The organism is Marisediminitalea alba, from assembly GCF_002993365.1.
Classification (GTDB): domain Bacteria; phylum Pseudomonadota; class Gammaproteobacteria; order Enterobacterales; family Alteromonadaceae; genus Alteromonas; species Alteromonas alba.
Genome location: NZ_PVNP01000212.1, coordinates 36,323 through 59,915, shown reverse-complemented (window position 1 = coordinate 59,915; position 23,593 = coordinate 36,323). Strand labels below are relative to the sequence as shown.

Here is a 23,593-nt window from a genome sequence, read left to right as displayed (position 1 = left end):
CCGGTATACAGCCAAATACGCCCATTGGATAAGGGTAACATCAGGCAGCCCGGTTCATCCGCAGCACCACACCACCGGGTAATGCCAGTTCAATCTCCCAGGCAGAGCCTGCGCTCTGGTTCGCACTTGCTGGCATATCAAAGGCAAGCCAGTTATCTTGCTGCGCAAGCGATTGGCTATCATCGCTCAGTTTTTTACGCCACAGATAGAAGTTTGATACTGTTAACGCATGCTGTGCACAAAATTCACTGACTGTCAGTTCGCCTGCTGCTTGCTTATCAATCAATTCCTGCCATTGCTCGCGTGTTCGTCTTTTTGTTGCCATCGATTAAGTCTCCGTGAGTAAAATCTACGGGGACCATTTTACGGGGTAGCTCCGCCGGGAAAAGACGGTCTAAATTGATCGCTTACGTTACAAATATAAATACCTTTGGCACTTTTATTTAAATGTGTGCTAATTGGCGTCTTTTTGTCGAATAAAGGCAATTTTTTGACTCTTTTACCTTAAGTATTCTGATAAGCGGCAGATAAATGCATAGAACGGCAATAATTACCGGCAACGGAAAATTGACGTCGTCCAAAAGGATTCTGCAAACCTTTGTTTTTAAAGGATATTAAAAGTTGGCATAGGGTTCGCATTACTAAGAATGACAATGAGGATTGTCAATCAGTTTTGTTTGTTTTGTATATAAGAATATAACGAGGAAAGAAAGATGTTGAAAGCATACGCAGTAGCCCTAGTACTTTCTACAACCGCACCTGTAGCAACCGATAAGCAAGAAGGCGCTCAGAAAGCTCCTGTACAGAAAAAAGAAGTCGCAACTGAAACCCAGTCTTACAAGCCTAAGACCGGTGGTCAGCGCATCTAGTATACTTAAGAATTCTAAAAAAGGAGCTCAGGCTCCTTTTTTTATGCCTGCTACGCCTGCATATAGGCGTTATTAAAGCCGCAGTCTTTTCTCATCCGCACATGACGGCTTATGGAAAACATTGGCCACACCAGCGGGCCCATCAATAACCCTACTAACGCCCACTGCTTTGCCGCTAGTCCGGCTTTTGTCGCTTCGACAAAAAAGTAACAGCTACTGGCCAGACAAACTAAAATTACTGTCAACATATTGACGCCCTTTTAATCTATAAGGTTTTTTTTGACTTGCTGGAAAAACACTCAACATTTTCAGCGGTCGCATATTACCCTTTTCTGGTAACAAAACCATCATTTATTTGGCTTATAATGAAAAAATCCGGCCTAAGCCGGATTTTTTAACATATTAGTTACGCGAAATTAATAAAAGGTGCTATTTTCGGCTGCCATTGTTTCCAGCACGGCGGCTGGTTTAAACTTAGCGTCAACCTTATCAGCATAGTAATTTAGTCGTTCTACCACTTTTGCTACACCTAACTGGTCCATATAGCGGAAAGGTCCACCAAGGAATGGTGGAAAACCAATTCCGAAGATAGCGCCGATATCACCGTCCCTGGCGCTACGGATAACCCCTTCATCCAGACAACGTGCGGCTTCATTAAGCATCATTAGTACGCAACGCTCTGAAATTTCTGATTCACTGCGGCTTTTAGAGGGTGAAACACCCAGCAGCGGGTAGATACTCTCATCTACCGCTTTACCTGGCTTTTTGCCCCTATAGTCGTAAAAGCCTTTTTTATTCTTCTTACCTTTGCGGTCGTCTGCCAGCACTTTATCGAACGCTGAGGGCGCGGTAAAACGCTCACCAAATGCATCCATAAGGATAGGAATAATTTTAGTGCCTACATCAATACCGACTTCGTCCAACAACTTCACCGGCCCTACCGGGAAACCAAAGTTAAGCAGCGCTTTATCAATGTGATCGATAGGCTCGCCGGCCAGAATCAGACTTGCCGCTTCGTTCATGTAAGGTGCAAGGATTCGGTTTACATAAAACCCTGCCCCGTCCTTTACGACTACCGGCGTTTTACCTTGCTTTTTAGCAAACTCCACCGTGGTAGAAATTGTCTGATCGGAGGTTTTCTCGTGAGCAATAACTTCTGCCAGCGGCATTTTGTCTACCGGCGAAAAGTAATGCAGACCGATTACATTTTCTGGGCGCTCAGCTTCGGCGGCAATTTCAGCAATAGGAATGGATGAGGTGTTCGAGGCAAAAATGGTTTCAGCTTTACACCCCTGCTCTACATCGGCCACCATTTTACGTTTAAGGCCAACATCCTCAAATACTGCTTCAACAATAATGTCGGCGTCCTGCAGTCCTGAGTAATCCAGCGTACCGGTTAACAAGGCCATCTGCTTTTGCATCTCAGACTTACGCATAAAGCGGCGCTTAACCTTTTTATTGAGTAAGTCGTAACTGTACTTCATTGCATTGGCAATACCGGCCGGCTGAATATCTTTAATCCGCACCGGAACGCCAGCTTTAGTGGCAGTGACGTATGCGATACCGCCGCCCATTAAACCGCCGCCAAGCACACCTACTTTATTTACTTTCTCCGGAGCTACGTCAGCAACGCCCGACTCTTTTTTCATCGCGGTGGTAGCAAAGAATATTTGCCGCAGCTGTTTTGACTCAGGCGTCATCACCAACTGGCCAAAAGCTTTAGCTTCCGCTTCCAGACCCGCCTGCATGCCCTTATTAATGCCAATAGCCACCACGTCGAGTATCTGTTGTGGCGCCGGGTAATTACCGCGTGTTTTGGCCTGTGTTTGCTCACCCGCTTTTTTAAATACGATATTGCGACCCGGAGCGGTGCCCTCAAGAAATTTATTGACCAGCCCTTTAGGTTCAGCCTTGCGAGAAGGTTTCGACTTGCCCGCAAATTGAGAGGCTACATCTACTAGTACAGAACGAGGCACCACATCATCAACGATGCCGTATTTTTTAGCTTGTTTGGCGCGTACAGAAGAACCTGTCAGCATCATTTTTATAGCTTGCTGAATGCCCGCCAGTTTGGGTAAACGTTGCGTGCCACCACTGCCCGGCAACAGCCCGAGCTGCACTTCCGGCAGGCCCAGCTGAGTCGCTGAGCTTTCGGTACAAATTCGGTAATGGCACGCCATGGCCAATTCCAGGCCGCCGCCCAGCGCAGGCCCGTGAATGGCCGCTACAAACGTCTGGCGCATATTTTCAATGCGGTTAAAGATATCCTGCCCGCCTTTGGCCAGTGCCATGGCTTCGTCTGCCGTAGAGCAAGCATCCAGCATGGTGATATCGGCACCGGCAACGAATGAATTATCCTTACCGCTTACCAACACAACGCCCTTAATACTGCTGTCATTTTCAATTTCATCCAGCAGGACGGTCATTTCTTCGCCAAACGCAGCCTTCAGGGTGTTCATCGACTCCCCCGGCACGTCCATGGTTAATATGGCAATACCGTTATCCTGCTTGGTCAGCGTAAATGCGCTTTGAGTTTGTTCTGTCATTATGCTGTCTCCACAATCATCGCTGCACCTAATCCACCTGCCGCACAGGCAGTTAACAGGCCGGTTCCACCGCCCCGGCGGTTCAGTTCGTTAAGCATTTGAGTGATCATTCGGGTGCCGGTAGCCGCAAACGGGTGACCGTAAGCTATAGAGCTCCCCATGACATTAAACTTATCCATATCGATTTCGCCGGTAGCTTTACTACGACCCAGTTTTTCCTGAGCAAACTTATCACTGGCGAACATTTTAATATTGGCCAGCGTTTGCGCAGCAAAGGCTTCGTGCATTTCGATTAAGGTTAAATCGTTCAGCGTCATACCCGCTTTATCCAGCGCCATCGGCGTTGCGTAAGATGGCCCCATCAGCATGTCTTCCCACACGTCGATAGCGGCAAATGCATAACTCTTAATGTAACCCAGTGGCGTATAGCCCAGTGCTTTTGCTTTGCTTTCGGTCATCATCAGTACGGCAGAAGCACCATCGGTAAGCGGCGTGGCATTCGCAGCCGTCACTGAGCCGTACTTTTTATCGAACACCGGGCGCAGCTTTGCATACCCTTCGATTTTAGAGTCAAAACGAATGTTGTTATCCTGCTCCAGCGCCCCTTTGTAAGGTTCGGCATAGGCAGTCATTACTTCGTTGGCCAGCTTACCCGCCTGCCAGCTTTCAGCCGCCAGGCTATGAGAACGGTGCGCCAGTTCATCCTGAGCCTTGCGGCTGATGCCATGGCTTTTAGCCATTTGCTCTGCCGTCTGCCCCATGGATAAGCCGGTTGAGTATTCTGCTACTGCTGGAGGTACCGGCAGCAGGTCTTTCAAACCCAGCTTTTTAAGCACTGCCCATTTTTGCCCCAGCGTTTTAGTTTTCTGCAAATCCACCAGCGCTCTGGCCAGCTTTTTCGATACCCCGATGGGCGAAACAGACGTTGAATCGGCACCACCGGCAACGCCCACTTCGATATTGCCCGCCATCATCGACTCGGCAATATTCACAGTAGACTGAAAACTGGTAGCACAGGCGCGGGAGACGCTGTAGGCATCGGTGTGTACGTTCATACCAGTACCCAGCACAATTTCGCGGGCAATATTGGGCGCTTCAGGCATTTGTACAACCTGGCCATACACCAGTTGTTCAACCAGCTTAGGATCCACCGCATTGCGAACCAGTAGTTCGTTTACCACCATTTTGCCCAAATCAACCGCGGGCACACCGTGAAAATAGGTCGCCATTTTTGCGAACGGCGTTCTAAGGCCGGCAACGATAGCGATCCTGTCGCCGTTGCGCGTTGTGACTGATTGTTGTTTAGCCATGCAATTCAACCTGTATTTGCGACCATCAAGTGGTCTGACCTGTAGTTAGTGGGCAGATTTTTACAAACTATTAAACAAATAGCAAATGTGCGGCGGAATATTTTGCAACATTTATTCACTTGAGGACGGACATCTCTTGAAACAAAATAAAGCGACCCTATTACAGATTGTTGATATAACAACAATTGAACACGCAAAAAATGGCTTTCTGCCCATTTTAGCGGGAACCTTTAAGACCCTGAAAAGTCATATCGGTTCAGTGCCGGTACCGGCCAACGGATATCGCGCAATTTTTACCCATTATTTTGCATTTTCAATAACATAAAGAAGGTAAGATTCTCCTATGGCAGCTGAGCAGTTTAGACAGTTACACGCATACCTCGACTCACAGATAATTGGTCAGTCTCAACTTACGCTCAACATGTTAATTGCATTACTTGCTGATGGTCACCTGTTGGTAGAGGGGCCTCCGGGGCTGGCAAAAACCCGCGCTATCAATGCGCTGGCAAAAGGCATTGATGGTGATTTTCACCGCGTGCAGTTTACTCCTGACTTACTGCCTGCCGACCTCACAGGTACGGATATCTACCGCCCGGAGACCGGTGAATTTGTTTTCCAGCAAGGGCCACTGTTCCATAACCTGGTGTTAGCCGATGAGATTAACCGGGCGCCAGCCAAAGTGCAGTCGGCACTGCTTGAAGCCATGGCAGAACATCAGATTACCGTGGGAAACAAAACCTACAAGCTGCCAGAGCTGTTTTTGGTGATGGCTACCCAAAACCCGTTGGAGCAGGAAGGCACTTATCCGTTGCCGGAAGCCCAGTTAGACCGTTTTTTAATGCACCTGGAAATTGATTACCCGGATGCTGATACTGAACTGCAAATCTTGCAGCTTACCCGCAACGAGGAACTGAGTGCACCGCAGGCGGTACCGCCTAGTCTCAGCCAGGCCGATATTTTTGCGGCCCGTAAAGCCGCCCTGGCATTGCATATGGCCCCGGCTCTGGAAACTTATCTGGTGCAGCTGATCATGGCTACCCGGCGCCCGGAAAACTATGCGCCGGAACTGGCCGAATGGATTGAGTTTGGTGCCAGCCCCCGTGCCACCATTGCGCTTGACCGCTGTGCCCGGGCACACGCCTGGTTGGCTGGACGTGATTTTGTAGGGCCGGATGATATTCAGGCGGTATTCCACAATGCCCTGCGCCATCGTATTATTTTGTCTTATCAGGCAGAAGCCGAGGGCGTAAACACCAATCAGGTGCTCGATAAAATTTTAAATCTGGTGGCCGTACCTTAAATCATGACTGCGCAATCCTATTTAGCACGATTGCAGTCGGATGGCATTCACTTGGGTGTCAAAGAACTACTGCAGTACCGACAGTTTGCCAATCTGCTGGACTTAACCCCGCGGCGCACGCCACAGGCGCGTTTGGCGGGCAGTTACCTGACCAAGCATAAAGGCCGGGGGATGGAGTTCGACGAAGCCAGGCATTACCAGCCCGGCGACGACATCCGCGCTATTGATTGGCGGGTAACAGCGCGCACCGGTAAAACCCATACCAAGGTTTATCGGGAGGAGCGCGAACGCCCGGTGTTTATTTTGTGCGACATGTCTTCTTCCATGCAGTTTGGCACTCAATTGTTACTAAAGTCGGTCCAGGCGGCACATTTAACGGCGTTAATCAGCTGGGCCGCGGCTCAGCGCGGCGATAAAGTGGGGGCGCTGGTCTATTCCGATTATATGCACGCCGAGTGTAAACCGCTTAGCCGAAAACGCGCTGTGCTGTCAATTTGCCATGAACTCATGCGCTGTCAGAATGATGCCCGTAGTCAGCAATCTGCTCAGCCTGATACCAATATGGAAAGCGCCCTGGCCCGCCTGCGTCGTCTGGCAAAACCGGGAAGCCTGGTATATGTGATCAGTGACTTTCTGCAATTAGAAGAGCGTGCTTTGCAGCATTTAATGCAAATCAGCCGTCATTGCGAAGTGAGTGCGCTGGCTATTACCGATCCGCTGGAACGGGAACTACCAGTAACGCATCGCTTACAGCCGGTGAATGTTACCAATGGCACGCAGCAACAAACCTGGCTGTTAGGCGACAGCAACCTGGCTCGTCATTATTCATCCAGTCAGCAGGCTCGCTGGCAGGCGGTTGAGTCGCACCTCAAGCAATGTAAAACCTCTTTGAGTTTCATTGATGCCGGCCTGCCGCTTACTGAACAGTTTGAACGCTTACGGAGGTTGTCACAGTGGACCCGTTAGCTCAGTTAAAAGATATTCATACACCGCAAGGCGTAGACTGGTGGCCACTCGCCTGGGGATGGTGGGTTGCTGCACTGCTTGTGGTAGTGCTACTGTGTGGCCTGGTTTATAGGATTGTCCGCCACATCAGATTTAACCGGGCCCGCCGTGAGGCCATCGCGTTACACAAAAATTTGAGTGTAGATGCCCACTACCCTGCAAAAGCCAATCAATTGCTCAAGCGGGTCACCCTGCATTATTTTGATGCCGGATATTCCGCTGCAGCCTACGGTAGCGCCTGGCAACATTTACTTTTGAACTGCCTGGCCGACAAGCATCAGGCTAAAGCAAAGCCGGGTCTTGAAGCCCTGTGCCAGAGCCCTTATCAGCCGGCTGCACCGGATAGTGAACAACTATCTGAAATGCATCAGGCTGTGAGCCTCTGGCTGCAACAAGCCAGGTTAAAGCATGTGCCTGAATCTGTGAGCACGGCGGAGGTAAACCACAATGTTTGAGTTTGCCTGGTGGTGGATACTTTGTATTTTACCTTTGCCGTGGATAATCCGGCTACTCAGCCGCAGAACCCAGAGTGCAGAAGTGGCCTTACGCGTGCCAACGCTGTTGAACAACTTACCAGAAACGCGGTCCTCAAAAGGCTCAACGGTGTGGCTACACTTATTGGCAGCCGTTATCTGGGTATGCCTGGTATTGGCGGCTGCACGTCCTCAATGGCTGGGTGAGCCGGTGAGTATTCCCAGCGAAGGCCGGGAGATGATGCTAGCGGTGGACCTTTCCGGCAGTATGAAAATTGAAGACATGCTGGTTAATGGCCGTCAGGTAAACCGCCTGACCATGATTAAATCAGTGCTGCATGATTTTATTCAGCGGCGCGTCGGCGATCGCCTTGGCCTTATACTGTTTGCGGATACCGCTTATCTGCAGGCCCCCCTGACTTACGATAGAGAAACCGTTGCCACCTTACTCGATGAGGCCGTTATTGGCCTGGTGGGCGAGCAAACCGCCATCGGCGATGCCATCGGTTTAGGGGTAAAGCGTTTTGAGCTTAAAACCGACTCAAACCGGGTGCTGATATTACTCACCGACGGACAAAATACCGCGGGTAACATCTCGCCGGAACAGGCCAAAGAACTGGCTGTGGATGCTGGTGTTACGGTGTATACCATTGGTGTGGGTGCCGATGTTATGACGGTGAACAGCTTTTTTGGCAGTCGCCAGGTCAATCCTTCACAGGAACTGGATGAAACCATGCTGACCGATATCGCCAAAGCCACCGGTGGTCAGTACTTCCGGGCCCGGGATGCCGCCGAGCTGGAACAAATTTACGCCATGCTCGACCAACTGCAACCTATTGCCGGTGATGAACGCAAAATGCGTCCACTCACCGCCCTGTATTATTATCCGCTGGCGCTGGCACTGATTTTAAGCCTATTGCCGGTTATTGGCCTGCTGTTTAGTCTGCTCTGGCGCCGACTCTTTGCAATGAGGATGTCAGCCGAATGATGTTACTGCCTGCTGATTTTCATTTTTTACGTCCGGAATGGTTCTATGCGCTCATTCCCCTGCTAATAGCAGTGTGGTTTGTTAAACGCTGGCGCGCAAAAGCCACTGGCTGGCAGGGCGTGATTGCCAGTCACCTTTACCAGCATTTAATTACCGGAAAACAACAATCTGTTACTTCGCTGTTTGTGCCGTTTCTGGCGCTTACCTGGCTGTTAGGCGTTATTGCCCTGGCCGGGCCTACCTGGGAGCGCATCCCGCAACCGGTATATCAGGTTAAAACCGGTCATGTGCTAGTGCTGGATATGTCGCTTTCCATGCGCGCTACCGACATAGCGCCCGACCGCCTGTCCCGCGCTAAATACAAAGCTATCGATCTGGTTAACCTAATCGATGAGGGCGATATGGGCCTGGTGGCTTATGCCGGTGATGCCTTTGTGATCAGCCCGCTTACCGAGGATGCCAATACCCTCAACGCGCTGCTACCGGGTTTGAGTCCGGAAATTATGCCGGTTGCTGGCAGCGATCCGGTACAGGGGTTACGCCTGGCTGAAACCCTGCTAACCAATGCCGGCTTTCAGAATGGCATGCTCTACTGGATCACCGATGGCGTGGAAATTTCACAAATGAAAGAGTTAAGCGACTTTCTTTCTGAAACCCCGTTTAAGGTGAACATTCTGGGTGTCGGCACCGCAGAAGGTGCACCTATCAAGCAGCTCAACGGCGAATTGCTTAAACGGAATAATGGCTCGATTGTGGTACCCAAACTGAATGCTGGCGCACTACAACAGCTTAGCCGGCAAGGTGGTGGCACCTTTGCCGAGTTAACTGCCAATGATGCCGATATTCGCCAGCTCTCAGCAACGGGCCGCTTTGAAAATCGCGAAACCGAGGATAATGACAATAACAACCAGGGTGATGAGTGGCGCGAGGCCGGCCCTTATTTATTACTACTGTTATTACCCATTGCCGCCTTTGCGTTTAAGCGTGGTTTGATCTTTGCTCTGTTAGTCTCAGTCACACTGACCCTACCCACGCCGCCAGCCAGCGCTCAGGAACAACAAAACCAGCCGGCAGAAGCACCCGAAGGTGCACCACAAAACGACATGCCTGGCCTGCCATGGTGGAAGAAGCCCTTCTTAAATGCCGATCAGCAAGGTTTGGAGGCATACAACGCGTCGCAGTTTGACGCCGCAAGCAGTAATTTTGAGGACCCAGCCTGGAAAGGCGCAGCCCAGTACCGTGAAGGTGATTATGCCGCAGCTGCCGAGACCTATGCTCAGTTTGACACTGCCGACGGTTATTACAATCAGGGCAATGCACTGGCCAGGGCTGGTCAATTGGATGCCGCAATAGCCGCTTATAATAAAGCGCTGGAAAAACGCCCGACATTCCCTGATGCCAAAGACAACAAAGCGTTGATCGAAAAGCTCAAGGAACAGCAGGACCAACAACAGCAGAATCAACAAAACCAACAGGACCAGAATCAACAGGATCAGTCGCAGCAAGACCAGCAACAGTCTGACCAGCAGGAGGGTGAATCCGGGCAGGATCAACAAAACGCTGAACAGCAAAATGGTCAGAATCAGCAGGATTCACAGCAAAACTCGCAACAAGATCAGCAAAATGCCGATCAACAGTCTGAGCAGGAGCAACAGGAAGGCGAGCAACAGGACGACCAGGATGCACAGTCCGAAGAACAACAACAGCAGCAAGGTGAGCAAGAGGAACAACACGCTCAGGCCCAACAAGGTCAACAGGAACAAAGCGAGCGGGATAAGGAAACCCAGCAGCGGTTGAACAATTTGTTGCGCCGGGTTCCTGATGATCCTGCTTTCTTACTTAAACGCAAAATGCAACTGGAAGCCCAGAAGCGGCAGTATCGCCGCCCACCAGATTCAAACCGGAGTGATTGGTAATGCTTAAACAACGCCATTGGTTTATATGGTTACTGTTACTGACTTTTTCTGCCCACGCTGAAGTAACCAGCGTCACTGCGACCGTGGATAAAAACCCGGTGATGCTCGATGAAGCCATCACCCTGACCGTTACCGCCGAAGGCGATGCCGAAAGAGAAGCTTTCGACAGCTCAGTGTTGCTCAGTGACTTTGTTGTGGGGCGCACTTCGGTAAGCTCGCAAACCTCCATTATCAATTTCGATACCCGGCGTACAACTACCTGGAGCACCACCTTGTTTCCGCGTAAGGTCGGAACATTTACCATCCCTGCCTTTACCATTGAAGGACAAAAAAGTGCGCCGGTGGAGGTAAGAGTTATTCCGGTTCAGCAAGGGGATAATGCCCCTGCACGGGATTATTACGTGAGTACCGAAGTAAACAATGATTCGGTGTATTTACAGCAGCAGTTGCGTTATACAGTAAAGCTATATCTGTCTTCGCAAATTGAGCGCGGCAGTCTGCAAGCACCAGAACTGGAAAACGCGCAAATCCAACAGCTCGGTGATGACAAGCAATACACTGAGCTGGTGAATGGCCGTCGCTACCAGGTAGTGGAGCGTAACTTTGCCGTATTACCCCAGCAATCCGGTACCTTTACCATTCGTGGCCCAGTGTTCTCCGGCGAGGTAATTGCCCCTAACACCAATCAGCGCTTTGGCTTTTTTAACCGTACCCAAACTATCAACCGGGTAGGGCCGGATGTGCAGGTAGAGGTGAAACCCATCCCCGCTGAAGTGAATTATCATTGGTTACCCAGCGATTTTGTACAACTGGATGAAGAATGGCAAAGCGATACTTTTACGGTGGGTGAGCCGGTCACCCGCACTCTTACGCTTACCGCGGTAGGCGTGGTAGAGGAGCAACTGCCGGAGATAGAACAAATCTATCCGCCGGATTTTAAACTGTATCCGGACCAGGCCAACAGTGCATCGGCAGAAAAGGATAATCGCCTGATTGTGCAGCGCACCGAATCGGTTGCCATGATCCCAACCAAAGCAGGCAGCTATATTATTCCTGAAGTGAGAGTGCCCTGGTTTAACGTGTCTACCGGTAAAACCGAATACGCAAAGCTGCCCAGTCGCACGGTAAACGTGATAGCCGCAGCCGGACAATCAACGCCAGCGCTAACTCCGGCCCCAATGCAAACAGAACAGCCACAACCGGCAGAAGAAGAACAAACACCAGCTCAGCCAGGAACAGCTGAGACCGCACAAAACGAATGGGATAATCTGCACACCATCATGTTAGCGCTGTGGCTGCTGACACTTATTGGCTGGCTTTTTACCTACGTTCAGCTTAAAAAACGAGGCCCGCGCAACCTTCCCTCTTCGCAAGCAGAAGCGGTCCAACCCACAGCGTCAGTCAATCAGTTACAGCAAATTGTTCGTCAGGGCGATATCCGGAAAATCCAACCGGCCCTTACCCAGTGGCTTAGTCAGTTCTCTGCGGCTAAGCGCTGGCAAATAGAGCAACAGATAAAGCCTGAGGTTGACGCGATGATGGCCGCAGGCTACGCGTCGCAGCCAGGAAAGTGGGATCCATCTGCCCTGCTTAATAAGCTGAAGAGCCTGCCAAACCGGCAAAGCGCTTCCGGGCAGGGACTATCCCCCCTCTACCCTGCCAGTTAATGCTAATTTGGTCGCTGGTTAACTGACTTTGGATAAATGGATAAATGGATAAATAAAGGAGCGTTTTAGCTCCTTTATTTTTTTTGAAAAATTTTATTCTTTTGTGAAATTAATTTATTTAATGTCAGGTCTGGTTAATCATGAAAGAAAAAACGCTCCGCTACGAAGCTTTGGTACGTGCTCTTCACGGTGATATTTATCGCTATGCGTACTGGCTCACAAACGACAAGAGTACTGCCGAAGATATTGTGCAGGAGACTTTCCTGCGCGCCTGGCGGGCATTGGATAGTTTACAGGACGAAAAGGCCGCAAAATCCTGGTTGATCACCATTCTGAGACGGGAAAACGCCCGGCGTTTTGAACGCAAGCAATTCGATTTAGTCGACTTCGACGAAGTGTCCGTTGCTGGCAATGAGGATCAGGACAGTGACGCAGAAGTTCGTCAGGTCCGACGGGCAATCGGTAAGCTGGCACCGGATTATCGCGAGCCTTTGATGTTGCAAATCATCTTTGGCTTTAGTGGCGATGAAATCGCCCAGCAACTGGAACTCAATAAAAATACCGTTATGACAAGGCTGTTCAGAGCGAGAGCGCAATTAAAGGATGCACTGACATCATCGTCGCAACAAAGAGGTTTTCATAGTGGATGAATTAGAATTTCGCCGTCGGGTCTATACCAACCCCGCGGATAACGAGAAAGATTTACTCGAAGCTGCTGCGCAAAATCCAGACAACGATGCATTTTGGCAGGACATCAAGCAACTTGATGAGAAGCTCAAAACTGCAGCTAGCGTGCCCGTGCCTGACGACTTAGCTAACCGATTGATCCTCAAGCAAACGATGCGGGAGTTTAATCAGCAAAAACGCCGCAACCGCTGGTATATTGGCCTTGCAGCCAGTGTTGCCTTTACCTTTGGTATTGCCCTCACTGCCTGGCAGCAACAACACGTACAGCTGGATCAGGCCGCGTTGGCGCATATGTACTATGCAGAGACTGAACAACCTCACGCGAATACAGAAGTAACACCACAGTTAGTTAATGCAAAGCTGGCTCAGTTTGGTGCCGAGCTTGATACATCCATTGGTCATATCGCTTCGGCGAATTACTGCATACTTGATGCGATCCGTAGTTTGCACCTGATTATCGAAACCCCAGAAGGGCGTATGTCGGTTTTCCTGGTGCCAGATCACGATAAGCCTATGAGCAACGACTTTGCTGACGAAGTGTATCAGGGCAGCAGTTATGCCCTACATAAAACCAACATTCTGGTTGTAGGTGATAAAGATGCCAATATCCCGGCATTTAAAACAGAACTTAAGCAATATTTAAAATTCTCGGCTTAAACGCCCCCTAATGTAAAACGCCGGGCAGGAATTGCCCGGCTTGTCCACCCATTCCTGTAAATCACAAAACTGTTTTGACGTTCAGTTAAACTGAAATGCGATTAAGGCCAAAATAGGTTTAAGACACAAAGGTGCACTGAATACCAAGTGCATGTGCACTATGAATATATGGCCAGGTAGCGGCCCGGATATACAGGAGTTTGATATGAGACTCAGCAAAGAAATACTGTTCGTTTTTATAAGTTTGCTATCAGGAGTCGCTCTGATCATTACCGTGGAGCAAGTAATCAGTGCCGAGGGACAGATAGTGATAATTGCGAAAAATTTTAGTGCGGGCGCGACTACAGCCGCCGTTTATCTCACTCTTAAATGGCTCAGCAGAACACGTCTACACCCCTGATTTATTATGCCAGACGCTATCGATTACAACTCAGTATGCCACCACAACCTTGTTGAACTTACATATCTGATAGAGCTTATCGTTATAAACGATTAACTTGCATAAATTCCTCAGCTTCACTTAAGGGCTTTCAAGCCCTCGCCTTACCTATTGGCTGTCATCCTGTTATAGTGGACCAACACGAGATGCTTTAGGGGCAAACCGGCTTAAGCAACGCATCCCCGTAAAAAGCACACTTAAATCAAACAATAATGAGAAGGGAACGCTAATGGCAGTTGGCACAATGATTTCTTTGGGACTGTATTTTCTGGTTATGCTGGGTATAGGCTGGTATAGCTTTAAAGAGTCCGATACCAGTGTAGAAGGCTATATGCTGGGCGGGCGTAAACTTGGCCCTGCCGTAACGGCGCTATCGGCCGGCGCCTCGGATATGAGTGGCTGGATGTTAATGGGCTTACCCGGTGCCATGTACGTAGCGGGAATATCGGCCATGTGGATAGCGGTAGGCCTGACCATCGGTGCGTTTGCCAATTACATTCTGGTAGCGCCGCGCTTGCGGGTATACACCGAGATTGCCAATAACGCTATCACCCTGCCCGATTACTTTGAAAACCGCTTTGCCGATAACTCGCGCATGCTGCGGGTGATTGCTTCGGTAGTGATTGTTATCTTTTTTACCCTTTATACCTCTTCTGGTGTGGTGGCCGGCGGCAAGCTGTTTGAGTCATCTTTTAACCTGAGTTACGAATTAGGCCTTTATGTTACCGCTGGCGTGGTGGTTGCCTACACCTTAATTGGTGGCTTTATGGCGGTGAGCATGACCGACTTTGTCCAAGGCTGCATTATGTTTCTGTCTCTGATTCTGGTGCCTATTGTGGTGATCATGAACCTCGGCGGTTTATCGGATGCCAATGCCATTATCACCGATATTAACCCCAATTTGTTCGCCCTGTTTACCGACGCCTCTACCAACACAGCGCTTTCGACTATCGGGATTATTTCTCTGCTGGCCTGGGGCTTAGGCTACTTTGGTCAACCCCATATCATTGTGCGCTTTATGGCCATTCGTTCGGTAAAAGATGTACCGGTTGCCCGCCGTATCGGCATGAGCTGGATGATCATGTCCATCATTGGTGCTTTGTTTACCGGCTTGTACGGGATGGCTTATGTGAGTCAACAGGATGGCGTTAGCATCGACCCGGAAACCATTTTTATTTACTTGTCGCAACTGCTGTTCCACCCGTTAATCGGCGGCTTTTTACTGGCTGCCATTCTGGCGGCAATTATGAGTACCATTTCCTCTCAGTTACTGGTGACCTCCAGCTCGTTAACCAGCGACTTCTATCAGGTATTCCTGCGTAAGGATGCATCAGAGAAAGAACTGGTTATCGCCGGGCGGATATCCGTCATTGTGGTAGCGGCAGTAGCCATCGCGCTGGCTTATGACCGTGACAGCACAATATTGTCGCTGGTCAGTAATGCCTGGGCAGGTTTTGGCGCGGCCTTCGGTCCACTCGTAATATTCAGCCTGTTCGACCGTCATATGACCCGGGCGGCGGCATTTGCCGGCATGATCACCGGCGCAGTAACGGTACTGCTATGGATTTACCTGCCAATTACCATTGGTGGACAGTCACTCAGTGCCTGGATGTATGAAATTGTGCCGGGCTTTATTTTATCGAGTATTGCTATTGTGGTGGTGTCTAAACTCACCCAACCACGGGAAAGCGTTAAACAGACCTTTGAAAAGTTTGAAGACGCGTTACACCACCAGCAAAAAGTGATTTAACTAACACATCGGAGCAGCAATGCGGGGTTCGTTCTCACCCTGTGTTGCTGTATATTTTTAAAGCAACTTGGCCTGATGACTTCTTGTTTTACCCTTCCCTTTCCTCGCAGGTCCATACAAATCAACGGCTCATCGCTGGTTCATCTATGCACCTTCTTATTCCCATTAAACGATAATCAACCCGCTTTTATGACGGCTGAATTACAGTGGAATAAAAACGTAATTTCAAATAGCAAAATAACATAGCACTTTTGTTTCTAAATATGTTAGGGTTCTATGCATATAATCATTTCGTATATAAACCAAAACAACTTCGGACTCGATAAATGACTGATAGTATCCCGTCAACCACCCACTTGAAACAACTCGAAGCCGAGAGTATCCATATCTTTCGTGAAGTCGCCGCAGAATTTGAAAATCCGGTGATGCTTTATTCCGTAGGCAAGGACTCTTCGGTGTTACTTCATTTGGCGCGTAAGGCATTTGCTCCTGGCAAAATCCCTTTCCCATTACTTCACGTTGATACAACGTGGAAGTTTAAAGAAATGATAGAGTTTCGTGACCAGCAGGCCAAAAAGCACGGCTTTGATCTGCTGGTACACATCAATCAGGAAGGCGTTGACATGGGCATGGGCCCATTCTCTCACGGTAGTGCCAAGCACACTGATGTGATGAAAACTGCCGCTCTCAAACAAGCGCTGAACAAATATAAGTTCGACGCCGCTTTCGGTGGCGCTCGTCGTGACGAAGAGAAATCACGCGCCAAAGAGCGTGTTTACTCATTCCGTGACAGCAACCACCGCTGGGATCCAAAGAATCAACGCCCGGAGTTATGGAATATTTATAACTCACAGGTAAACCGCGGCGAAAGCATTCGGGTATTCCCTATGTCGAACTGGACTGAGCTGGATATCTGGCAATACATCTACAAAGAAAACATCGACATTCCACAACTGTACCTGGCGAAGCCTCGTCCGGTTGTTAAGCGTGATGGCGTGCTGATTATGGTTGATGATGACCGTATGCCACTGGAAGAAGGCGAAGTACCAGAAATGAAATCGGTGCGCTTCCGTACTCTGGGTTGTTACCCGCTTACCGGCGCGGTGGAATCGACTGCTGCAACCCTGCCTGAAGTTATTCAGGAAATGCTGCTGACCAAAACGTCAGAGCGTCAGGGCCGGGTTATCGACCATGACAGCGCAGGCTCCATGGAGAAGAAGAAAATGGAAGGTTACTTCTAATGGCTACCAATATCGTTTGGCATCAACACGAGATCAATAAAGATACTCGCGGCGAAAGCCTTGGCCAAAAGCCGCGCGTATTGTGGTTAACCGGTTTAAGTGGCTCGGGTAAATCAACCCTGGCTAACCTGCTGGAGAAGAAACTGCACGAACAAGGTAAGCATACTTACCTGCTCGATGGCGACAACGTACGCCACGGTCTATGCGGCGATCTGGGTTTCAGTGATAAAGACCGGGTAGAAAATATCCGTCGTATCAGCGAAGTGGCAAAATTATTTGTCGATTCTGGCATGGTGGTATTAACCGCGTTTATTTCACCGTTTCAGGCTGACCGCGACTTTTGTCGCAACCTGTTAGCCGACGGCGAATTTATCGAAGTATTTGTTGATACCCCACTGGAAGTATGCGAACAGCGCGATCCGAAAGGTCTTTATAAAAAGGCCCGTAGCGGTGAAATTAAGCATTTCACCGGTATCGACTCTACCTATGAAGCACCGCAGTCTCCGGAAGTACATTTGCAGTATCAGGATGAACCAGCGGAACAAACCGCAGAGCGACTGTTCAACCTGCTTGAAGAAAAAGGATTATTATAATGGCGATTACGGATCCACTGGCGCTTCAGGTGCTGGCCATCGCAAAAGAAGCTGGCGACAAGATCATGGACATTTACGACCGTGACTTTGCCATCTACGAAAAACAAGACACCAGCCCGTTAACCGAAGCCGACTTAGCCGCCCACAAATCCATTGTGGCCGGTCTTGAAGCAATGTCAGAGCTGCCTATCCTGTCTGAAGAGTCTGCCGATATCAGCTGGGACGAGCGTAAGACCTGGGATAAATACTGGTTGGTAGACCCACTCGATGGCACCAAGGAATTTATCAAGAAAAACGGTGAATTCACGGTAAATATCGCCCTGATTGACGGCGGCAAGCCAATCATGGGGGTGGTATATGCCCCCGCGCTTGGCAAGTCTTATGTGGGTGTGGTTGGCCAGGGTGCCTGGACAGAAACCGCTGCAGGTGTAAACCCCATCAGCGCTCAGCCGCATCAACCCGGCGAACTTTGGAAAGTGGTAGGCAGTCGCTCACACCAAAGCCCTGAAATTCAAAATCTACTGGCTCAGCTTGAAGGCGAAACCGAACTGGTTGCCATGGGAAGCTCATTAAAATTATGTCTGGTTGCTGAAGGTGAAGCCCACCTTTACCCACGCTTAGGCCCAACGTCTGAATGGGATACCGGCGCGGCGCACGCGGTAGCATTAGCTGCCGGGGCCGACGTTACCGTACTGGACGCAGCTGACCCGCTGAACTCTGACGCCGAGGCTCTTACTTATAACCAGAAAGAGTCTGTGTTGAACCCTTATTTCCTCGTGAGTGCATAAGCATGAATAACGAAAACGCATTATTAAAAGAAGACATTCTGTCTTACCTAGAACAACACGAACAAAAAGATCTGCTCCGCTTCTTAACCTGCGGTAGCGTAGATGATGGTAAAAGCACCCTGATTGGTCGCCTGTTACATGACTCAAAAATGATTTTTGAAGATCAGTTAGCCGCTATTACTCAGGACAGTAAAAAAGTCGGTACTACCGGTGACAAAGTCGACCTGGCTCTGTTGGTAGACGGCCTGCAATCTGAGCGTGAGCAAGGTATTACCATTGACGTAGCCTATCGCTACTTCTCTACCGACAAGCGTAAGTTTATTATTGCGGATACCCCGGGACACGAGCAGTACACCCGTAACATGGTAACCGGTGCTTCTACCTGTGACCTGGCGATCCTGATGGTTGATGCCCGTGCCGGCGTAAAAACACAGACTCGTCGTCACTCATTCCTGGCTTCGCTGTTAGGTATCAAGCACGTGATCGTTGCGGTAAACAAAATGGACCTGATGGAGTATTCCGAACAGGTTTACAAAGATATCCAGGCTGACTTCCTGGAGTTTTCTAAGCAGCTTAATATCACTGACATCCAGTTTGTGCCCATTTCGGCGCTCGAAGGTGATAACGTGGTGAACGTAAGCGAACATACTCCGTGGTATACCGGTGAAACGCTGATGACCATGCTGGAAAATATCGAAATCCAGAAAGATGCTAACACCGAAGACTTCCGCTTCCCGGTGCAATACGTTAACCGCCCTAACCTCGATTTCCGTGGTTTTGCCGGTACCGTGGTATCTGGCTCGGTTAAGCCTGGTGATGAAATCACTGCGCTGCCGTCTGGCAAGAAATCCAAAGTAAAATCGATCGTCACCTTCGACGGTGACTTAGACGTTGCGTATCCACCACTGGCTGTAACGCTGACACTGGAAGATGAGATTGATATCTCACGTGGTGATATGATTGTAAAATCTGACAACCTGCCACTGTTAAGCACTCAGTACAAATCGCACCTGGTATGGATGGCCGATGAGCCAATGATGCCTAACAAGCAGTACCTGTTTAAATTTGCCAGCCAGATGACCTCGGGGTCAGTGGCAGAAGTTGATCACCTGATCGACGTAAATACCCTTGAGAAAACTCAGGGTGTGCACATGAACTTAAACGAAATTGCGGTGGTAGACCTTAAGTTTACCCAACCTGTGCCTTGCGACAATTACCAAAAGAACCGGGCCACCGGTGCGTTTATCGTGATTGATCGCCTGACCAACGGTACCGTTGGTGCCGGTATGATCATTGACGAAATCGCCAAAGATGCCCAACACAAAACCCAGGAATTCTCAGCGTTTGAGCTGGAATTTAACGAGCTGGTACGCAAGCACTTCCCGCACTGGAATGCGCTCGATATTAGCAAGCTGTAGGAGCAGGTTCTCGCAAGATGGAACTTAACCAGCTACTGGTACTAATGTTTTTCTTTGGTACCATCGGGGCGCTGATTTTTACAAATCAGCGCCCTTCTACTGTATTTGCATTAACGGTGCTGGGGTTACTGACTACCCAGCAGATTACCTTTGATCAAATTCTCGATAACCTCACCAATAAGGGATTAATCACGCTTATTTTGCTGCTATTGGTTAGCAGCGCCATTGATAAAACCGCGTTTATTAAGCGCCTGGGTCGTAAACTGGTCACGGCCAGTTTCACCAAATCTTACTGGCGATTGTTCGGTCTCACTTTTTTCTCTTCGGCGTTACTGAATAACACGGCTATTGTGGCGAGTCTTATCGGCCCGGTAAAACAAAACCAATACCACCCCGCTTCCCGATTACTGATCCCGTTGTCCTACGCGGCCATATTAGGCGGCACCGTTACTTTAATTGGTACGTCAACCAACCTTATCGTTGACAGCTTCTTACAGGAACATGGTCATCCTGGCTTTGGCTTTTTAGACTTTACCTTGTTTGGCTTAATCGCTGGATTAAGCTGTGGTCTGCTGATGTTTACGCTCTCACCGCTGCTACCCGACATTGCCAGCAAACAACGGGATTACCGTGAGTACATCGTCGAAGCCGAAGTGAGTGAAGACTCAGAATTGGTGGGTAAAACCGTTGAGCAGAATCATTTACGTAATCTGCCGGAATTGTTTCTGGTGGAGGTTGTTCGCCAGGGTAAGCTCATTACGCCGGTCAGTCCTGATTTAAGTATCCAGGCGGATGATAAGCTTATTTTCTCTGGCAATGTAAAGAACCTGGACACGCTGAGCCACATCAAAGGGCTTAAAACCTTTGCTGAGACAGACGGCATTTTGCGTGAAAACCTCACCGAGGTTATCGTTTCCAACCGCGCACAAATTATTGGCCAGACGATAAAAGCACTGGGCTTCAGAGCGCTGTTTGATGCTGCCGTGGTGGCTATTCGCCGTGACGGAGAGCAGCTTTCTGGCAAACTGGGAGAAATTAAACTGCAGGCAGGTGACTTTTTATTACTCGCAGCAGGCCCGGACTTCCACTGTCGGCACAATATCTCGAAAAACTTTTTTATTCTTTCTGAGCAGCGCATCGCGCGCCCGCTTTCCACGCCTCAGGAATGGATCACCGTAGGTGGCTTTTTGCTCACTGTATTTCTTGCTGCCACCGACATGGTGCCGCTCGGCATCGGCTTACTGTTTTTTGCCGCTGTTCTGCTTGGCGCAAGAGTCACCACAAACGGGGAAATAAAGCGTAACCTGCCATTAAACCTGATTGTGGTAATAGTGGGGGCATTATCGCTGGCGACCGGGCTGGAACAGTCTGGCGTCATCGATTTAAGCACCGAACTGCTGCTGCCCTATCTGGCCGATACCAACTGGCTTATGGCACTCATTGTCGTATATGTACTTACTCTGCTACTCACCGAGTTTGTTACCAATAACGCGGCTGCTGCATTAATGTTCCCCTTTGCCTATGGCCTGGTTGAAATCATTGGTGCGCCGTTACTGCCATTTGCTCTGGCGGTTGCCTTTGCAGCCAGTGCCAGCTTTATATCGCCCTATGGATACCAAACGAACCTGTTGGTGTTTAACGCGGCCAATTATAAATTCAGTCATTTTATTCGGTTTGGTTTACCCATTTCGATAGTGTACTCATCTATCGTTATTGCATTACTCAACTGGGTCTATTTTTAAGTTAGCTGTGGCGAATTTATTCTATAACGTTGTTGCGCCCGGTTCAGGGCGCAATTTATTGGTAAGAGTTAGCCCATCCACTACTAGATTTATTAAGTGAGCCAGCCTGATAAGGAGGGCCCCGATACCACCTCTCGGGCACTACCGGGGTATCATTTGCTATCGGAATAACACTTTTTCTTTATTAAACCAGTACACGCAGAAGTACAGCAGTGCACCGGCAATAACTGCGGTGGAAGAGAAGATGGCGAACAGTTGGAAGTAATCCATGGTGCCTTTAATCAGCTCTTTGATGGCCAGGGCTACATTCGTTAATGGTACCCAGGCCCAACCACCTTTGAGTTCGACGCCGGGTAGCATTGCCAGCATAACCGGTACGATAACGGCAAACACCAGCGGCGTCATATAGCCTTGCGCTTCTTTAAAGCTGCGAGCGTAAATAGACAGACTCAATAATACCGCGGAGAAAATCGCCACCACGGGTACCAGCATTAAGAACATCAGCACAAAGTCGATAGCGTTGATGGCGCTCATAAACTCGCTAACCATTTTAATTGCCATTCCCTGACTGATTACCAGCCCCCACACAGCCATACTTGATACCGTAATCAAAGCCGAAGTGGCTCCTGCCAGCGCAATGGTGAGGAATTTACCTAACACTAATTTGTGGCGTTCAATAGGCGAAATAAGCAGGGTTTCCAGTGTGCCGCGCTCTTTCTCACCGGCGCCTAAATCAGTTGCCGGGATCATGGCGCCTTGTAAACACAACATAAAGATAAAATACGGGATCATGCCGCCAATCTTTTCACCCCAGTTCTCGCGTTTGTCAGCCACATCGACTTTCTTAATCACAATTGGCTCAATCAATGCCTGTTGTTGTGATTCATCAAGCTCCAGTAAGGCGAAGGCTTTCTGCTGACTGCGCTCGGCATACACATCAACGATTTTGTCGAGTCGGCGGCGCACCATGTTAAGGCCAGCATCATTTAAGTAAAGGCTCAGTTCAATCTGGCCACTTTGCAGCGCGTCCTCACTAAAGTTGTCCGGAATAACCAACACGAAATCAGCCTGTTCAGATTTTACAAAAGCCGCGATATCCTCCCCTTCATCAATCATAACCTGATTGAACAAATCAGATGCAGCTAAGTCTTCAACCAAAGCAGGTGCATATTGAGCCCCCACTACGGCATAATCGAGGACTTTATTTTCGGCTTTATCCACCGCCTTACCGGCAAAAAACATCACCACACCAATCAATAGCGGAAACACCAGGATTGGCAATGCCACCATGAAAAATAACGTTTTTCTGTCGCGCAGCAGTTCTTTTATTTCTTTCAGCATGACTTTCCACATAACTACGCTCCCTGATTGATGACATGCATAAATGATTTATGAAGTGACCCTTCCGCCTGCGCTTTAAACGCATCAAAGGAGTCAGAGAAATGGGTCTTGCCATGATGAATAACGGTTACCCGATCACACAATTCCGCCACCTCATCCAGGTGATGGGTAGAAAAAATTACCGGCACGCCCTGATCTTTAAGGCGACGGATAAAATCCAGCACCGTTTGCGCGGCCATAATATCCAGGCCAGTTGTGGGTTCATCCAGAATAACCACTTTCGGGTCGTGCACCACCGCACGGGCAATCGCGGTTTTTTGTTTCATACCGGTCGAGAAATTCTCACTGCGACGGTCCAGAAAGGTGTGCATATCCAGAATATCCGCCAGCTCGCTGATTTTCGCATCTATCTGTTCTTCACTCATGCCATGCAGTTGACCAAAGTAGGCTATGTTTTCGCGACCAGTCAAACGCCCGTATAATCCGGTGGAGCCTGACAAAAAGCCAATCATCTGGCGAGCAACAACGGGTTTGGTTACCACATTGGTGCCATTAATAATGATTTCGCCACTGTCGGGAGTGAGTGCAGTGGATAACATCCGCAGCGTGGTGGTTTTACCGGCGCCATTCGGGCCTAACAACCCCAGCACCTCACCGGATTCACAGTAAAAGGATACGTCCTGTACAGAATGGAAAAACCGACCTTTCAACCGGGGATCCTTTTTTTCCTGATCGCTGAGTTTTTTAGGATTCTCAACGGCGAATTTTTTTGCCAGATTTGAGATTTCTATCATTATCCTTCCCTAAGTTATTGTTATTGGTCCGTTTGGCTTGTGAAACTTCGTTACATTTTTTCACGCAAA

Annotated in this window: 22 protein-coding genes; 16 read left to right on the top strand and 6 right to left on the bottom strand. The window is 49.2% G+C overall.

Annotation, left to right across the window (positions count from 1 at the left end; genetic code table 11):
- Positions 1–40: 40 nt before the first annotated feature.
- Entirely contained in the window at positions 41–325 is a 285-nt protein-coding gene (gene tnpA, locus C6Y40_RS23270) for an IS66 family insertion sequence element accessory protein TnpA (RefSeq protein WP_024016272.1), read from the bottom strand.
- 388 nt (positions 326–713) lie between these two features.
- Between tnpA and C6Y40_RS24865 the strand changes: the two genes are divergently transcribed.
- The gene (locus C6Y40_RS24865) at positions 714–869 is read left to right on the top strand and encodes a hypothetical protein (RefSeq protein WP_170308571.1); all 156 of its coding nucleotides are present in this window, start codon (positions 714–716) and stop codon (positions 867–869) included.
- A gap of 50 nt (positions 870–919) precedes the next feature.
- Here the strand turns inward: C6Y40_RS24865 and C6Y40_RS23265 are convergent, their stop codons facing one another.
- From C6Y40_RS23265 to fadI, 3 genes are all read right to left on the bottom strand, one after another.
- Entirely contained in the window at positions 920–1,117 is a 198-nt protein-coding gene (locus C6Y40_RS23265) for a hypothetical protein (protein ID WP_105936775.1), read from the bottom strand.
- 168 nt (positions 1,118–1,285) lie between these two features.
- Entirely contained in the window at positions 1,286–3,415 is a 2,130-nt protein-coding gene (fadJ, locus tag C6Y40_RS23260; protein WP_105936774.1) for a fatty acid oxidation complex subunit alpha FadJ, read from the bottom strand.
- Complete coding sequence (gene fadI / locus C6Y40_RS23255; protein ID WP_105936773.1) at positions 3,415–4,725, bottom strand: acetyl-CoA C-acyltransferase FadI; 1,311 nt, start codon at positions 4,723–4,725, stop codon at positions 3,415–3,417. Before fadI ends, fadJ begins: the two co-directional genes overlap by 1 nt.
- A gap of 136 nt (positions 4,726–4,861) precedes the next feature.
- Between fadI and C6Y40_RS23250 the strand changes: the two genes are divergently transcribed.
- The 15 genes from C6Y40_RS23250 to C6Y40_RS23175 all read left to right on the top strand — a co-directional run bounded on the left by C6Y40_RS23250 (position 4,862) and on the right by C6Y40_RS23175 (position 21,389).
- Positions 4,862–5,050 carry a hypothetical protein gene (locus C6Y40_RS23250; RefSeq protein WP_105936772.1) on the top strand — a complete coding sequence of 63 codons (189 nt, stop codon included), beginning with the start codon at positions 4,862–4,864 and terminating at the stop codon, positions 5,048–5,050.
- Between the two features lie 18 nt (positions 5,051–5,068).
- On the top strand, positions 5,069–6,025 hold the full coding sequence (locus C6Y40_RS23245) for an AAA family ATPase (RefSeq protein WP_105936771.1): 957 nt from the start codon (positions 5,069–5,071) through the stop codon (positions 6,023–6,025).
- Positions 6,026–6,991 carry a DUF58 domain-containing protein gene (locus C6Y40_RS23240; protein WP_170308572.1) on the top strand — a complete coding sequence of 322 codons (966 nt, stop codon included), beginning with the start codon at positions 6,026–6,028 and terminating at the stop codon, positions 6,989–6,991.
- Positions 6,979–7,485 carry a DUF4381 domain-containing protein gene (locus tag C6Y40_RS23235; RefSeq protein ID WP_105936769.1) on the top strand — a complete coding sequence of 169 codons (507 nt, stop codon included), beginning with the start codon at positions 6,979–6,981 and terminating at the stop codon, positions 7,483–7,485. Before C6Y40_RS23240 ends, C6Y40_RS23235 begins: the two co-directional genes overlap by 13 nt.
- Positions 7,478–8,491, top strand: a complete 1,014-nt coding sequence (locus C6Y40_RS23230) for a vWA domain-containing protein (RefSeq protein WP_105936768.1) — start codon at positions 7,478–7,480, stop codon at positions 8,489–8,491. The genes C6Y40_RS23235 and C6Y40_RS23230 overlap by 8 nt, the downstream gene beginning before the upstream one ends.
- Positions 8,488–10,407 carry a vWA domain-containing protein gene (locus C6Y40_RS23225; protein WP_105936767.1) on the top strand — a complete coding sequence of 640 codons (1,920 nt, stop codon included), beginning with the start codon at positions 8,488–8,490 and terminating at the stop codon, positions 10,405–10,407. Before C6Y40_RS23230 ends, C6Y40_RS23225 begins: the two co-directional genes overlap by 4 nt.
- Positions 10,407–12,074 carry a BatD family protein gene (locus tag C6Y40_RS23220; protein ID WP_105936766.1) on the top strand — a complete coding sequence of 556 codons (1,668 nt, stop codon included), beginning with the start codon at positions 10,407–10,409 and terminating at the stop codon, positions 12,072–12,074. The genes C6Y40_RS23225 and C6Y40_RS23220 overlap by 1 nt, the downstream gene beginning before the upstream one ends.
- Before the next feature lie 140 nt (positions 12,075–12,214).
- On the top strand, positions 12,215–12,724 hold the full coding sequence (locus C6Y40_RS23215) for a sigma-70 family RNA polymerase sigma factor (RefSeq protein WP_105936765.1): 510 nt from the start codon (positions 12,215–12,217) through the stop codon (positions 12,722–12,724).
- Positions 12,717–13,418 (top strand): DUF3379 family protein, encoded by a 702-nt coding sequence (locus C6Y40_RS23210; RefSeq protein ID WP_170308570.1) that lies wholly within the window; start codon positions 12,717–12,719, stop codon positions 13,416–13,418. The genes C6Y40_RS23215 and C6Y40_RS23210 overlap by 8 nt, the downstream gene beginning before the upstream one ends.
- A 668-nt stretch (positions 13,419–14,086) precedes the next feature.
- Positions 14,087–15,607: a sodium/proline symporter PutP gene (gene putP, locus C6Y40_RS23200; protein WP_105936762.1), complete on the top strand. Its 1,521-nt coding sequence runs from the start codon at positions 14,087–14,089 to the stop codon at positions 15,605–15,607.
- Between the two features lie 326 nt (positions 15,608–15,933).
- Positions 15,934–16,848: a sulfate adenylyltransferase subunit CysD gene (gene cysD / locus C6Y40_RS23195; RefSeq protein WP_105936761.1), complete on the top strand. Its 915-nt coding sequence runs from the start codon at positions 15,934–15,936 to the stop codon at positions 16,846–16,848.
- Positions 16,848–17,441: an adenylyl-sulfate kinase gene (cysC, locus tag C6Y40_RS23190; protein ID WP_105936760.1), complete on the top strand. Its 594-nt coding sequence runs from the start codon at positions 16,848–16,850 to the stop codon at positions 17,439–17,441. Before cysD ends, cysC begins: the two co-directional genes overlap by 1 nt.
- Positions 17,441–18,229, top strand: a complete 789-nt coding sequence (gene cysQ, locus C6Y40_RS23185) for a 3'(2'),5'-bisphosphate nucleotidase CysQ (RefSeq protein WP_105936759.1) — start codon at positions 17,441–17,443, stop codon at positions 18,227–18,229. Before cysC ends, cysQ begins: the two co-directional genes overlap by 1 nt.
- 2 nt (positions 18,230–18,231) lie before the next feature.
- Positions 18,232–19,647, top strand: coding sequence for a sulfate adenylyltransferase subunit CysN (gene cysN, locus C6Y40_RS23180; protein WP_105936758.1), 1,416 nt, complete (start codon positions 18,232–18,234; stop codon positions 19,645–19,647).
- Between the two features lie 17 nt (positions 19,648–19,664).
- Positions 19,665–21,389 carry an SLC13 family permease gene (locus C6Y40_RS23175; protein WP_105936757.1) on the top strand — a complete coding sequence of 575 codons (1,725 nt, stop codon included), beginning with the start codon at positions 19,665–19,667 and terminating at the stop codon, positions 21,387–21,389.
- Between the two features lie 159 nt (positions 21,390–21,548).
- Here the strand turns inward: C6Y40_RS23175 and C6Y40_RS23170 are convergent, their stop codons facing one another.
- Together C6Y40_RS23170 and C6Y40_RS23165 are read right to left on the bottom strand one after the other, a co-directional pair.
- Complete coding sequence (locus C6Y40_RS23170) at positions 21,549–22,742, bottom strand: ABC transporter permease (protein WP_105936756.1); 1,194 nt, start codon at positions 22,740–22,742, stop codon at positions 21,549–21,551.
- Positions 22,743–22,744: 2 nt separating this feature from the next.
- Complete coding sequence (locus C6Y40_RS23165; RefSeq protein ID WP_105936755.1) at positions 22,745–23,524, bottom strand: ATP-binding cassette domain-containing protein; 780 nt, start codon at positions 23,522–23,524, stop codon at positions 22,745–22,747.
- Positions 23,525–23,593 lie beyond the last annotated feature (69 nt).